This window comes from Singulisphaera acidiphila DSM 18658 (assembly GCF_000242455.2).
GTDB lineage: Bacteria > Planctomycetota > Planctomycetia > Isosphaerales > Isosphaeraceae > Singulisphaera > Singulisphaera acidiphila.
In genome coordinates this window covers 4019142-4033255 of sequence record NC_019892.1, presented here as the reverse complement: position 1 = coordinate 4033255, position 14114 = coordinate 4019142, and the positions used below count along the sequence as shown (strand labels likewise).

Annotated in this window: 12 protein-coding genes; 9 read left to right on the top strand and 3 right to left on the bottom strand. The window is 62.0% G+C overall.

The features are described 5' to 3' along the window. Positions 1-303: 303 nt before the first annotated feature. From SINAC_RS15780 to SINAC_RS15770, 3 genes are all read left to right on the top strand, one after another. On the top strand, positions 304-861 hold the full coding sequence (locus SINAC_RS15780; RefSeq protein WP_015246635.1) for an FHA domain-containing protein: 558 nt from the start codon (positions 304-306) through the stop codon (positions 859-861). Then, entirely contained in the window at positions 837-1265 is a 429-nt protein-coding gene (locus tag SINAC_RS15775; protein ID WP_015246634.1) for an FHA domain-containing protein, read from the top strand. Before SINAC_RS15780 ends, SINAC_RS15775 begins: the two co-directional genes overlap by 25 nt. A 398-nt stretch (positions 1266-1663) precedes the next feature. After that, the gene (locus SINAC_RS15770; protein WP_015246633.1) at positions 1664-2758 is read left to right on the top strand and encodes a hypothetical protein; all 1095 of its coding nucleotides are present in this window, start codon (positions 1664-1666) and stop codon (positions 2756-2758) included. Between the two features lie 140 nt (positions 2759-2898). On the opposite strand, the gene SINAC_RS15765 is transcribed toward SINAC_RS15770, so the two are convergent. Beyond that, positions 2899-4677: a DUF885 domain-containing protein gene (locus SINAC_RS15765; protein WP_015246632.1), complete on the bottom strand. Its 1779-nt coding sequence runs from the start codon at positions 4675-4677 to the stop codon at positions 2899-2901. 293 nt (positions 4678-4970) lie between these two features. On the opposite strand from SINAC_RS15765, the gene gap reads away from it, so the two are divergent. The 5 genes from gap (at position 4971) to accD (ending at position 9704) form a co-directional block, all read left to right on the top strand. Next, positions 4971-5978 carry a type I glyceraldehyde-3-phosphate dehydrogenase gene (gap, locus tag SINAC_RS15760; RefSeq protein ID WP_015246631.1) on the top strand — a complete coding sequence of 336 codons (1008 nt, stop codon included), beginning with the start codon at positions 4971-4973 and terminating at the stop codon, positions 5976-5978. Positions 5979-6078: 100 nt separating this feature from the next. Beyond that, positions 6079-7269, top strand: coding sequence for a phosphoglycerate kinase (locus SINAC_RS15755; RefSeq protein ID WP_020466081.1), 1191 nt, complete (start codon positions 6079-6081; stop codon positions 7267-7269). An 85-nt stretch (positions 7270-7354) separates the two neighbouring features. Next, positions 7355-8077, top strand: coding sequence for a ribulose-phosphate 3-epimerase (rpe, locus tag SINAC_RS15750; protein ID WP_020466082.1), 723 nt, complete (start codon positions 7355-7357; stop codon positions 8075-8077). A gap of 41 nt (positions 8078-8118) precedes the next feature. Further along, a complete protein-coding gene (locus SINAC_RS15745; RefSeq protein WP_020466083.1) occupies positions 8119-8712 on the top strand; it encodes a histidine phosphatase family protein in 594 nt (197 codons plus the stop codon). A 149-nt stretch (positions 8713-8861) separates the two neighbouring features. Continuing rightward, positions 8862-9704 carry an acetyl-CoA carboxylase, carboxyltransferase subunit beta gene (gene accD, locus SINAC_RS15740; protein ID WP_015246627.1) on the top strand — a complete coding sequence of 281 codons (843 nt, stop codon included), beginning with the start codon at positions 8862-8864 and terminating at the stop codon, positions 9702-9704. Here the strand turns inward: accD and SINAC_RS15735 are convergent. Further along, on the bottom strand, positions 9694-10476 hold the full coding sequence (locus tag SINAC_RS15735; protein ID WP_015246626.1) for a PIG-L deacetylase family protein: 783 nt from the start codon (positions 10474-10476) through the stop codon (positions 9694-9696). The two genes, accD and SINAC_RS15735, sit on opposite strands and share 11 nt — an antisense overlap. A 276-nt stretch (positions 10477-10752) precedes the next feature. Between SINAC_RS15735 and lexA the strand changes: the two genes are divergently transcribed. Continuing rightward, positions 10753-11358, top strand: a complete 606-nt coding sequence (lexA, locus tag SINAC_RS15730; RefSeq protein ID WP_015246625.1) for a transcriptional repressor LexA — start codon at positions 10753-10755, stop codon at positions 11356-11358. 196 nt (positions 11359-11554) lie between these two features. On the opposite strand, the gene SINAC_RS37985 is transcribed toward lexA, so the two are convergent. Continuing rightward, positions 11555-13945, bottom strand: coding sequence for a serine/threonine-protein kinase (locus SINAC_RS37985; protein ID WP_015246624.1), 2391 nt, complete (start codon positions 13943-13945; stop codon positions 11555-11557). Positions 13946-14114 lie beyond the last annotated feature (169 nt).

Below are 14114 nucleotides of genomic sequence, written 5' to 3'. Positions count from 1 at the left end.
CGCGATCGTGGCCCCTCGGGAAAACCTAGAACGCGATTTCCGATTCTTTCAGGGAGTCGTCTTTTGGAGGGATCCCGCCCACCGAATCCGGACTTGGCCTGCGAGACGCGGCGCACGAAGGGCGGCAATAGGCTATCTTCTATGAAGCAGAGAAAATCGGCATTCCAGGAATCTCTTGGGTTTTCGAACGATTTCGTCCTGGCGTCGTCGGCGTCCTCTACTATAATGATTGATGTTTGTGGAACGGCCTCACGGGCGATAAAATCCTAGCGTTGCCAATGGCTTCGGTCTCAGGACTCGAACATGCCCGCACGCCTGGTGGCACTTGATGAAGGAAGTGACATCCCACTCGACCGAACGATGGTCGTGGTGGGTCGTCATCCCCAGTGCGATGCGCGACTCGATTCCCTGCGCATCTCCCGGCACCATTGCTGCATGACCCAAGACAATGGTGATGTGGTGGTGCGGGACCTGGGAAGTACCAACGGCATTCGGATCAACGGTCAACGCGTTGAACTGGGTCGACTCCGTCCGGGCGACGAACTCTCGATCGCTCACATCCGCTATCGCTTGGACGGCGGTCAGGCTCATGAGATGACCTTGATGGACGGAAACAGCGCTGCCGACATTCCCGACGAAATCGGCTCGCTCTCGCCGCTCCCCTCGTCTTCCGAAGCGCCCATAGAAGCGCAACCGTTTGCGGGGCTGACTCCCGAAGAGAATCCGTTGGCGCGTGCGGTGCGCGGGCTGCTGCCGGCCGGAGTGGCTGACCGCTGTCGGATTCAAGTGATCGTCCAGATGCGTGATGATGCGGCCGTTGCGGAGAAACTCGACGCATGTCGTCCCAACTCGTCCCCATGAATCCGGGGACTTTTCCGACGATTCCCCTCCAGCGTCCCATCTTGCTCATCGGCCGGCATCCCGAGTGTGATGTCCGGCTCGACCTGGCCAAGATTTCGCGACGGCACTGTTGCGTTGCCCTCGCCTACGACCGGGTGATGATCCGCGACCTGGGGAGCCGAAACGGGCTCCGCGTGAACGGGCGGCTCATCGACGAAGCGCAACTCCACCCTGGTGACGAGGTGGCCATCGGGCCCATTCTTTACCGAGTGGAAAGCCTGATTCCTCATCCGCAGTCGCCAGCCCCGATACCCCCTTCTCCTCCCGCTGTCACTGGAGCGAAAGCTTCCAAACCTGCCAGCCTCCCTTCTCTGCCGAATCCGTCGACCGACCTTGATAGTGATTTGATCCCCCTCGACTTCTGAAGGAACGCCGTGCGAGTAGGCACGGCCCACCGCGTTTTTTTTTGACGCAGGGCTTGGCGGGGGTTGATACCTTTCCTGCTCAGGGGCGAAATCTGGTGGGGCACGCTCGCCCTCCAAGAGTCGGATGGTCTCGCTCGCGCGCAGGTGAGTTATGACCGTGGATCGACCGTAGGAATGGGTCGGTTGGGGTGGAAAATCTCTCAATCTTTACCCTTGGCCCAGCTTATTCAATAAGTCGCGCCGGATTGGCTTCGTTTTTTCATGTAGTCCGTAAGTGAGGCGTGCTACGTTCCCTAGGGTTGGTGGAAATATTCGGGGCGGAATGCGCGTCTCGGTTCGACTCACTTGTCACGTTCAGGGGAGACCGATCGATCGGTCTCTCGTGAAGGAGGTTTTCGATGTTCCGAGGTTTTCGGTTGGCTTTCGCTTTGGCGGTCGTCGCGACGGCCTCGGCGGGGCAGGCTCACGCCCAGTATTATGGTGGGTATGGAGGATATGGCTGGGGAGGCTGGGGAGGCGAAACCCCGCAAGGGAGTATTGCTCGCGGGCTTGGCTACTACAACGTCGGCGCAGGGATCTATAACCAGGATACTGCGATCGCCAACTCGATCAACGCCGACACCATCATGCGATGGAACCAGTACATCTGGTTGGGGCAACAAGAGGCGAACAAACGCGAGTACCTTCGCAGGGCACGTCGGGAGCAGCGAGACAGTTCGACGGGCGCGGCGATCTACAAGCGACTTCTCGAATCCCCAAGTGCAACCGACGTCTCCAACGGTGACGCTCTGAATGTGATCCTCGAGCAGATCACCGACCCGCGTATCCACAGCTCCGCGCTCCGGTTGGCGACGCAACCGCTCGAGAGCGCCGTCATCAACGACATCCCGTTCCAGAACGCTTCGGAAGGGATCACGCTCAGCCTCAATCAACTGACCGCCCAGGAAGGCTGGCCTCTGGCCCTTCAGGGGGACGCTTTTGCCGAGGAACGTGCCGCCTATCAGCAGGCGATTGCTGATGCCTTGAAGGAAGACGAAGAGGGGGATATCTCGCCGGCCACCTTGGCCAATGTTCGCGCCGCGGCGTCACGGATCCGTGTGAAGTTCGATGCCAATCGCCCCAAGGATCCCAAGACCTTGGTCGAGGGCGAGAACTACGTGAAGGCCCTGTCCGGCATGGCCCGGATGCTTGAGAATCCGCAAATCGATAAAGTGATGGCCGAGCTCAAGAAGTATCCCAAGACCACCCTGGGCAATCTGCTTGCCTTCATGCACACGTACAACCTGCGGTTCGGACCGGCCAAAACCCCGGCCCAGCGCGCTGTCTACCAGGCGCTCTACCCCTTGATGGCGGGCCAGCGCGATACGCTCTTGAAGGATGCCAAGCTTGACCAAGGGGAGTTGGCCTCTGCGAAGAACAGGCCGACCGACTTCTTCTCAGGCATGCACCTGGACTATCTTGATCCCAAGGCCAAACAAGGCGAGCCGAAGTAATTCTCTTTTGGAACGCCTCACCCTTGAGGCGACCCACCACGTGCGAACAGGCCTGGCCCCGGATGTGAATTCCGGGGCCAGGCCTGTTTTTTTGCCTCCTCAGCAGAAACCGAGGATGTGTGAGAAGTGCTGGGTTGTACCTACCGGCCGGCTTTAAGGGACGCGGGCACCAGTTCGGGGAGATACTTGACCGGAAGGGTGCCGTGGGCGAGCACAGCTTCGTGGTAGCGTCCGAGCTGGAAGCCGTCCCCCAGGTTGCGCTGGACCTTCAATCGGAGGCGATTGAAGGCGGTTCGACCGACAAAGTAGGTCGAGAGCTGACAGGACGACTGCTTCGACCGGATGATTTTGCCGACCGCCTCCCCCTCGGTCTGGAAGGCTCGCCCGGTGAGTAACTCCATGGCCTGGGCGTCGGTCATCTCGCCCACGTGCATCTCGTGGTCGAGGATCGCGTTGACCACCGCGCGAAGATAGAACTTCAACTGATGGAGGCGAAGGGCCAGGTCCCCCGCGCCAAACCCCTGGTCGAGCATCATCTGCTCGGTGTAGACCGCCCACCCTTCGGCGAACGTGCCCGACGAGAGGATCTTGCGGATCAGGGATGGGTTTTGATTGCTCGCCTCGAGCTGAACGTAGTGGCCGGGGTAGGCCTCGTGGATGGTCAGGATCTTGAGCATCGACCGATTGTATTCTTGCAAGTAGCTGGCTACGCGGTCTTGTGTCCAGTCACTTGGCGGCGGGCTAATTGCGTACTCGCTCGAACCGCGGACGTCGAGCGGAGGCGCCGGGTTCAGATAGGCCACCGAATTGCCCCGTTGGAACTCGGGCATCTCGATTACGCGGCACTGGTCGGGCTCGGGAAGGGTGAGGATGTCGTTCTTGGCGATGAACGTCTTGATGGCGGCGACGGTGGCCCGGGCGTCGGAGACGAGCGACTCGGGAGCCCCGTGATCCTTGCCTAGCTCGGCCAGGACCAGGCGGGTCATGAGCCGTCGGCCCTCTGCGTCGTCCGGGGGAATCGGGCGGCCCGGGAACGTCGTTCCCCAGAGTTGGCGGGCGACCACGGCCATCTCACGTTCGACGCGAATGGCTTCGGCTTGAGCTTCGGCGAGCACCTCGTCGGCCGAGATCCCCGAGTCGAGCTCCAGTTCGAGCTTGCGGACAAATAAGTCTTTGCCGATTCGCCAGGACTCGGTCGCCTTCGGCAGGACATTTTCGCGGAGGAACGTCAGATAGTCCTCCAGAGCCGCGACGATCACCTTGGCCCTGGCTCCGAGTTCCCCTTCCCCCTTGGGTTCACCCGCCAGGGTAAACAATTCGTCGGTATAGAACCCGATCGCCCCCTTCGTCTGTTGAATCGCTGTCTCAAGTTTCACACGTGACGGGATTTTGATCGTCGCCTTGGCCTGTTCGACGACCCGCGGGACGAGCGCCATCCGTGCGATTGCATTCTTGAGCTTCGTCGCCTTGGGGAGTGTCGATTGGGTGAGGAGGAGGTAGATGCTTTCGGTGAGATAGCCGCCATAGACGCGCGGGTCGTCCTCGAACGGGCGGAAGTTTTCGGCCAGCCAGATCTCGCGGTTCAGGTGATGCTGCAAGATCTCGAAGTCGATTTGCGCGTTGCGCGAGAGCTTGGCAAAGGTCACTTGGCGAGGAAGTTCGGCCAGCGCCTTCCGGTCGCGTTCGACGTGCGCGGCTCGGGCTTCCGGGGAGAGGTCGTCGAGAGCGTCGTCGAACCGATGGTCCCCCTGCCGGGTCGCCATCAACGGTTCGTCCTGGAATGCCTGGTCGAGGTAGGTCTTGAAGAAGGCGGCGAGCTTGCCGTCTTCGCCGGAGGACGTGGGAAGGTCGAGGGCGAAGGTCGCCGAGGCATTCCAGAGAACGGCCAACGTGCCGAAGATCACCGCCATTCGCGTCATGCTCGTTCCTCACTCAAGTCAAATTTAGGTTCGCCTTTCCGCCGCGCTTCCCCGGCCGGATCGGTGAGTGGGGGCGACGGAGGTTGGGTCCGATCCGCTCCGATCTTAGCGAAGCCCGCGCTGTGGGGCCAATCGTGCCCGCTTAACCCCCTACGTTGACAGCCTTCTCGGCGGACGCCTATAATTCGGACTCGGTCAGACGAAGCGATTGTCGACGCTGTTCAAATGGCAGAATCGCCGGGGCTGAAATTCGAGCGTTGGATTCCTTTTCGTAGAAGGCAGGAGCGGGACGAATGGCCGTTCGAGTTGGTATCAATGGTTTTGGCCGGATTGGCCGACTTGTTTTTCGGGCATTGGCAGCGCGGCCGGACGACTTCGAGGTTGTCGCGATCAACGACCTCTCGGACGCCAAGCACCTGGCCCTGCTCCTGAAGTACGACAGCGTTCACGGGCCGTTCAAGGGGACCGTGCAGGCGGGTGAGCAGTCCTTGATCGTCAACGGCAAAGAGATCAAGATCACCCAGGAGAAGGATCCCGCGAACCTTCCTTGGAAGGCCTTGAAGACCCAGGTCGCCCTCGAGTCGACCGGTTTCTTCACGAATCGCGCCTCGCTTCAGAAGCACCTCGACGCCGGTGCCGACCGGGTGATCTTGAGCGCTCCTCCCAAGGATAAGCTCGACGCCACGATCGTCCTGGGGGTCAACGACAATATCCTCAAGGCCGAGCACCGGATCATCTCGAACGCCTCCTGCACGACGAACTGCCTGGCCCCCATGGCCAAGGTGCTGCATGAGTCGTTCGGCATCGAGAAGGGCTTGATGACCACCTGCCACGCCTACACCAACGACCAGCGTGTGGCTGACCAGATCCACTCCGACCCCTACCGTGCCCGCGCGGCCGCGATCAATATCATCCCCTCCACCACCGGTGCCGCCAAGGCTGTGGGTGAGGTGATTCCCGACCTCAACGGCAAGCTCACCGGCTACTCGCTGCGAGTTCCCGTTCCCGATGGATCGATCACCGACCTCACCTCGCAGCTCAAGCGCGACGTGACGAAGGAAGAAGTGAACGCCGCCATGAAGGCCGCCGCCGATGGCCCGCTCAAGGGGATCATCGAGTACGCGACCGACCCCTTGGTCTCGAGCGACATCATCGGCAACCCGCATTCCTGCATCTTCATGGGCGAATGGACGAACGTCATCCAGGGGAACCTGGTCAAGACGATCGCCTGGTACGACAACGAGTGGGGTTACTCGTGCCGGACCACCGAGTTGATCGCCAAGGTTGCCAAGTTCGGTTGATCGATCGCCGCTGTGGCCCATTCCTGATGCCCAATGCCCGAGTTGAGTTCGGACATTGGGCATCAGGCATAAGTTCTTCCCCGAGCTAAGGATCCTCGCGTTGCCCAAGCAGACCATTCGTGACCTGGACTTGAGTGGCAAGAAGGTGCTCGTCCGGGTCGACTTCAACGTCCCCCTGACCAAAGAAGGCGCGGTCTCCGATGACCGTCGGATCAAGGCGGCCTTGCCGACCTTGAACTTTGCCCTCGAGCATGGGGCGAGCCTTGTCCTCGTGAGCCACCTGGGGCGACCTTCGGGCAAGCCCGAAGAGGACGCCGCGTTCCGGTTGGATCGGGTGGCGGAACGGCTTCAAGAGTTGCTCGGCCGGCCGGTCACCAAGGTCAATGACACCGTGGGGCCCGAAGCTCAGGCCGCCTCTTCCACGTTGGCTCCGGGGGGAGTGCTCGTTCTCGAGAACGTGCGGTTCAACCCGGGCGAGAAGAAGGGGGACCCGACGTTCGCGGCCGCGCTGGCCGGGCTCGCCGACGCCTATGTCAACGACGCCTTCGGGACTTGCCATCGCGACGAAGCGTCGATGGTCGCCGTCCCCGAGTGCTTCCCGGCCGATCGCCGGGCCATCGGGTTCCTGGTCGAGAAAGAGCTGCAGATCCTCGACACCTTGCTCGGGCATCCCAAGCCCCCCATGGTCGCGCTGATGGGCGGGGCGAAGGTCTCTGACAAGATCCTGGTCATCGAGAACCTGCTCCCCAAGGTTGAGCGGCTCCTGATCGGGGGCGCCATGACCTACACGTTCCTGAAAGCCCAGGGACATCCGACCGGGAAGAGCCGAGTCGAGGCCGACAAGCTTGACGAGGCCCGCCACCTGCTCCAGTTGGCCGGCGACAAGCTGGTCCTGCCCCAGGATCACCTGGTGTCCACGTCCCTTGACCCCTCTGCCGAGACCAAGGTCGTGGCGGGGACCGAGATCCCTGACGGCTGGCTCGGCCTCGACATCGGCCCGGCGACCGCAGCCGCTTACGGTGAACTGATCAAGAACGCCGGCACGGTGATCTGGAACGGGCCGATGGGCAAGTTCGAGGATGAGCCGTTCCGCAAGGGGACGGTCAAGGTGGCTGAAGCCATGGCCGACTCGGCGGCGGTGACCGTCGTTGGTGGCGGTGAGACGGCTGAAGCGGTCGAAGAGTTCGGTTATGCCGAGAAAATGACCCACGTCTCGACCGGTGGTGGTGCCTTCCTTGAGTGCCTCGAAGGAAAATCGTTCAATTCCTTGAAGGTCATTCCCGATCGTTAACGATAAGGGCCGCTCATTTTTTTGATCTGGGCGGATCGTCCCGGCCGAGTTGGTTCTCGTCCGGGTTGGGGGAGCGAACAGGTTTATGGCAGAGGTACGCCAATCGCCGGCCGCACGTGAGGGCCGGCTTGAAGTTTTGAAGGGAGCGGAGCGTCCTTTGGTGACGCCGTCGCTTCTGAACTGTGACTTCGCGCGGATTGCCGACGAGCTCGAGGCGCTGAAGCAGGCGGGGACGATCGCGGTCCACCTTGACGTGATGGACGGGCACTTCGTGCCTAACCTCAGTTACGGTGCTCCTGTGATTAAAGATTGGCGGCCTCGGACTGATTTTCCGTTCGACACGCACCTGATGATGAGCGACCCGGGCCGCTACCTGGATGATTTCATCCGAGCGGGATGCGACGTTATCATCTTTCATATTGAGGCGGTGCCGGAGCCGGTTCCCCTGCTTCGTCGAATTCGGGCGGCCGGGTGTCATGCGGCACTCGCGCTCAACCCGCCGACGCCTGTGTCGGCGATTGAGCCGTTTTTGGATGAGTTGGATGCCGTCCTGGTGATGAGCGTGATGCCCGGTTTTGGCGGGCAGGCGTTCGAGCCGTCGGTTCTCGAGAAGGTTCGCACTTTGCGGGCGGCCCGTCCCGAGCTTCCGATCTCGATCGATGGCGGTATCAATCCGACGACCGCGGCCGAGGCCGTCGCGGCCGGGGCCACGCAACTGGTCGCCGGCTCCGCGGTCTTCCGCAACGATGGCAACTACGCGGCAGCCCTGGCCGAGTTGGTCCAGGGCGCACGCCGCGGGATCGAATGAGGTGGGGGCCTGCCCTTAAGGGCTCGGTCACCGTCGCGAGAATGACCCAGGTCGTTTTGATCCGGCCCGGCGCGACCGCCTACGACGAGCAGAATCGTGTCCAGGGGATCCTTGATATCCCCTTGAGCGATCGAGGCCGCGCCGAGGTGGTTCAGCTCGCCGAAAAATTAGCTGAGCCTTGCTCCGGGATTGCCCGGCTCTCGGCTCTTTATTGTGGACCCGGCGAGAGTGTCGTGCGAACGGCCGAGACCGTCGGCAAGGCGCTCGGACTTCGTCCGAAGCGGATTGACTGCCTCCGCAATCTCGATCAGGGACTGTGGCAGGGGCTTCAGTTCGACGAAATCAAAAGGCGCAACCTCAAGGTGTTTCGCCAATGGCTCGATGACCCCGTCACCGTCTGCCCCCCCCTCGGTGAGACGATTGAGAATGCCCAGGAGCGGATCAGGCAGGCCCTTCGCCCGCTGATTCGCCGCCACCACGACGAGTCGATCGGACTCGTCGCCGGAGAGCCGCTCGCTCAGTTGATTGCCTGCTACCTTCGCCACGACCCTCGGGTTCAACTCGAGGACCGTGTTCCCACCGGTGGCTTCGAGCGAATCGAGTTTATGCCCGAGTCCGAACGCAACGGCCACTGAAAAAGCGATTTCCGGAGTTCTCCTGTCCGATGACAGACAGGCAGAGGACACGACGGGGAAACGCTGGTTCACTTGCCCTCTTGGTTTTTTTCAACGGATCCCCCCCCTGCTCCTTTAATTCTGCTTTGAGGAATCACGGACCTCGGCCAATGAGACATCGACCGACGGTGAATGCCTGGCACGGACACTTCGAACCCAAGCGGGTTCCCGAAGGAGTCTGGATGCGCTGCGATGGTTGCCAGGCCACGCTCTTCCGCAAGCAGGTCGAGGAGAACCTCAACGTTTGCCCTGAGTGCAACCACCACTTCGTGGTTTCGGCCGTGGACCGGATCGCCCAGTTGCTCGATCCCGACACGTTCGAGGAATGGTTTCCTGACTTACGCCCTGGGGATCCGCTCGGGTTCAACGACCGACGCCCCTACCCCGATCGGGTTCACGCGGAGCAAGAGCGGACCGGCCTGAACGAGGCGGCCGTCGTCGGTCAGGGCTTTATCAAGGGGATCCGGCTCGTCTTCGGGCTGACCGACAGCAGCTTCATCATGGGGAGCATGGGCTCGGTCGTGGGGGAGAAGCTCACGCGAGCGATGGAGGAAGCGACCCGTCAGCAGCTTCCCCTGGTCATCGTGTCGGGGTCGGGCGGTGGGGCGCGGATGCACGAGGGGATTCTCTCGTTGATGCAGATGGCCAAAGTCTCGGCCGCCCTGGCCCGCCACCACGCGGCCGGCGGCCTCTTCATCAGCGTCCTGACGAATCCGACCATGGGCGGGGTGGCCGCGAGCTTCGCCTCGCTCGGCGATATCATCCTGGCCGAGCCGAAGGCGCTGATCGGCTTCGCGGGGCCCAAGGTGATCGCCCAGACCGTTCGGGTCCAGCTCCCGAACGGTTTCCAGACCAGCGAGTTTCTGCTGGAACATGGTTTCCTCGATCGCATCGTGCATCGACGCGACCTCCGAAGCATGCTCGCCCAGTTGATTGGCTATTTCACGCCTTGACCGCGCCGCCTCGGCCGTCTTGTCCCACCAGCTTCAGCAGCAGGTTGTCGTGGGGATAGGCGTGCCCGAGGTACTGGCGGAATGCCTCGGCCTGCTCGACCCCGACCTCCGACCCGCGTTGGGCACCCCACTTCGCCTGGCTGTCGAGATATTCATCGATGCCATGCTGACGGAGGAGCCAGTTGCGCTGGCTGGCGTGGCAGGCGAGCATCTGCCGCTTGAGCTCGAAGACTCGCGTGACGTCGACGTGGAACCCGGCCGCCTGGAGCCGGCCGTCGCGATCCCCGCCCTCAATGGCATCGACGTAATACAGGTGCGGGATCTTGGCGAGGGGGGGGGCCGGCTCCCATTGCCGGGTGACGTAGTTCGGGATCGGCGCGGTGAAGCAGGCGTCGCGGACGAGCAGGCTGGTCATCTCGTGATCGCAGAGATAGTCGGCCGGCGGGGCGGTCAGGATCAGGTCGGGGCGGGTCCGCCGCAAGACCTCCGTCACGCGCCGCCTGGACTCATCATCGTTGAAGATGGCCAGGTCGCGAAATTCCAGGCAGAGGCAGTCCGCCCCGAGCAATGCGGCAGCCGCCTCGGACTCGGCGCGACGGATCGCGGCGATCGCCTCGGCATCGTGCTCCGCGCTTCCACAGTCGCCGGGCGTCATCGTGGCCAGGGTGAGGTGACAGCCCGCCTCACGCAAGAGTGCCAGCGTGCCCGCACACTGGAATTCGATGTCGTCCGGATGCGAATGAAGGGCGAGGACGCGGATCGGCGCGGTCATGGCGATCTCCGAAAGTGCGAAACCAATGAGTCCCAAACAAAACCGAATCCCTCGCCGTGAGGGCCGAAGTCCTGCGGAAAAACAGGTATTCTCACCATTTTCTCGCGACTCATCCACCATCATCCGAACGACGAATCGCCATTTTTCGGGAAAATGTTCTCGCGTGCGCTAGACGACCTGTGTACATTAGCCACAAAGGGTCAGTTGGTGATCGTCCGTTCGTACAGGCGGTCATCGGCCTCGATACAAGCGATTCGCCGACTTCGGAGCCTTCCCATGGCCGACCTCGAGATGCTGACTTCACGTCAGCGCGAGATTTACAACTTCATCCGCAGCAAGATCCAAGGGCGTGGCTACGGGCCGACCGTCCGTGAAATCGGCATTCAGTTTCAGATCAAGAGCCCCAACGGTGTGATGTGCCACCTCAAGGCACTGCAGAAGAAGGGGCTGATTCATCGCGAGCCGAACATGTCGCGAGCGATTCAATTGCTCGACGACCCGACCTCCGCGCCCGTCGTGGGCCTGAAACTCCTCGGCCGGATCGCCGCCGGCCAGCCCATCGAGGCGATCGAGCAGGACGAGGAGCTCGGCTTCGCGGAATGGGAAGGGGCCGACGACAAGTTCGCCCTTCGCGTTTCGGGAAACTCGATGATCGAAGAACACATCGCCGACGGCGACTTCGTCGTCATCAAGAGGGCGGACCAAGCCCGCGACGGCCAGATTGTCGCCGTGCGCGACGACGAAGGGGAAGCGACCCTCAAAAAGTTCTTCCGCGAGCGGAACCGAGTTCGCCTTGAACCCGCGAACAAGACGATGAAGCCCATCTTCCGGGACAACGTGGAAATCCTCGGGATCCTCGTCGGTGTCGTCCGCAAGTATTGAGCGTCGACCGGCCGAGCCTGAGACGAAAACGAGAGCATCGCGTTGGTGATTGCCAACGCGATGATCCCCTTTCTGTTTTCGATTTCTAGATGAGCGGGGAGCATCGGCTCCCTGTCTTTAATGAGGCTTGCGAAGGGCGCTCACGCTCTCCGCTCGCCTGAAAGTGGAAGCAATTCTCCCGGGCGGCCCGTTTTGTTTAAACGGGCTTTTTTGGCTTGAACGATTTGGAAAGCGCCCGGTCGAGCTGGTCGGGGCTCTCCATGCCCAGGTTGTAGAGCATATGGTTCAGTTCGCCCGGGTCATCGAAGTTGAATTGCTGGCCGTTGGGCGCATGCCAGAGGATGTAGTTCTCGCTTTTCTTGAAGTCGAGATAGGTCGCTGCCAGGCTGTTGTCGCGATAGATCCAGACGGCGATGACGGGCTTGCGCCCCGAGCCGCCCATGCGGATCGAGGGTGTGAGCATCTCGATCTGTTTATTCGGCATTCCTTGGATGGCGACTTGCCCGGCTGACCGCCCTCGCACGGACGGGATGACGACCAGGCGATAGGGGCCAACCGGGACAAGGCGGTGCGCAGGCTTGTTCTTGTTGGGTGTCCTGAGGGCGGCGATTGCCTCTTGCCAGAGGTCGCCGAGGTCGCCGAGCGTGAAACGGTAGGGGTCGGGGTTCGTCAGGCTGACGATCCCTCTTTCACTCGGACCTGGGTCGTCGACGAGGGCGTCGAGGTTGACTGCCCCGTCGCTGGATCGTCCTACGGCCAGGCGGTCGGCGTTCGACGCCTGTGAGTCGGCCGGTCCGAAGTCCGCATCGAGAATGGGCTCGTCGTCGAAGGAATCGAGGTCGGCGTCGAGTTGTTGAACGACCTGCGCAGGGACTGCCTTTTCGAAGGCGCGGTCGAGCTGCACTCCCGCGTCGGGCACATGAAGGAGGTGGGCGCAGACGTTGTCCCAGATGGCCTCGGCTTTAGTGCGCGTCTGGCGTTGCCAGCGGACGCGTTCGATCAAAGGATAGACGACTTCGGGCCAAAGCTCGATGCTGGCCGGGTCATTGGCGGCGTTGCGGGTTGCATAGCGGAGGACGGCGGTTCGGAACTTCACGTTGTCGCGCCAGACTTCGGCGACCTGGTTCCAACGTTCGACGAGCTCGTCGTCGACCTCGGTCCGTTCGGGAGCTACCTTCTGGAGGTCGCTGAGGACGGCCGGCATTAACCCAGGGTTCAGGACCCCCTTCTCGTCGGTCAGATGCTCACGCGCATACTTGCTGGCTTCAAGCAATTGCTTGCGGGCTCGGCGGAACTTCTTTGTCTTGGCGGGCGAGTCGCGGCTCAGGAGATACTTGGCAACGACGATCGGGCTGAGTGATGACCGGACGTCGGGGCGCTGTTCCAACAGCTCCACTGCGTTTGCGATCGACTCGTCCGAGTTTCCGGCGAGCATGATCGAGGTCATGGCGAGGATGAGCCGCGCGCGGTCGGCGTTGCGAGGGTCGAGCGGGCGCCGGAGCAAGAGCCCTTTGCGTCGCGAGCCACCGAGAAGATAGGCCAGGTAGTGGCCGCAGAGATAACGCTCGTCGGCCGTCAACATGATCGGCTCGGCCAGGATGGAGTCGAGCATCGACTTGGCTAATGGAGGGGCGGCCTTCGGTGCGCCGTAGGAGAGCACGGGAGCCGGTGTCGGTGCCGGGGCCGTTGCTTTCGATGCGGAGAGCGTGATCGTTCCGTTTGTCGAGTCTTGCCGACCCCGCTCGCCGTCCGTCAGGGGAAGCTGGCCGGTTGATGTCGTACCCCGCGCGAGTTCCTGCTCCATTTCCTCGCGGAGCCGGCGCGCGATCTCTGAGCCTGATGCGGGCCGGTGGTCGGGCTTCTTCGAGAGCAACTGGAGAATCAAGGTCTCGAGGCTCTCGGAGAGGGCCGGGTTTCGGATTCTTGGCGACTCGGGAATGGCGTTCACGTGCTGAGCGATCACCGACATCGACTTGCCCGTGAACGGAACCGATCCCGTAGCGTTCTCGTAGAGCATCACCCCCAGTGAATAGAGGTCGGTTCGAAAGTCGAGCCGCTGTCCACTCGCCTGTTCGGGACTCATGTACTGGGGCGTTCCGCGGATCGTCCCCGACTCATCCGCCTGCTCGGCCATTACGGAGAGCCCGAAGTCGGACAGCTTGGGCTGGTCGGTGGCGGTCAGCAGCACGTTCCCCGGCTTCATGTCGCGGTGAATCACCCCTTGGTGGTGGGCGTAGTCGAGCGCATCGGCCACGTGGGCCAGGATTCGCAGCCGCTCCGCCAGGGTGATACTGCGCCAACGCCTCAGGTAGCTGGTCCCGTCCACCTCTTCCATGACGAGGTACCAGGTGCCGTTGGCCTCGCCGAAGTCGTAGAGTCGCACGACGTGGTCATGGAGCAGTCGCGCGAGGATCTGCGCTTCGAGCCGGATCCGCCGATTCACCTCTTCGCCGCTTTGCTCCTTGAGGACCTTGATCGCGACGCTGCGCTGAAGAATCTGGTCTGTGGCCCGATAGACGGCCCCCATGCCCCCTCGACCCAACTCCTTCTCGAGGGAAAACCGCTGGTTGAGGGTCGTTCCGATCACCGCATGACTCCCCTGGAAAATTCCGCATCGGAACGAGGACTCGTTCTTCGAGACTATTTATCAATATAGCTTGCGGACGCGTCATCGGGGAGGCAGAACCGGACTTGAGAGCGACGGAGGTTGCATCCACTCTGATGACTCGAAACGGAACTCAAAACGGACGAGGGCT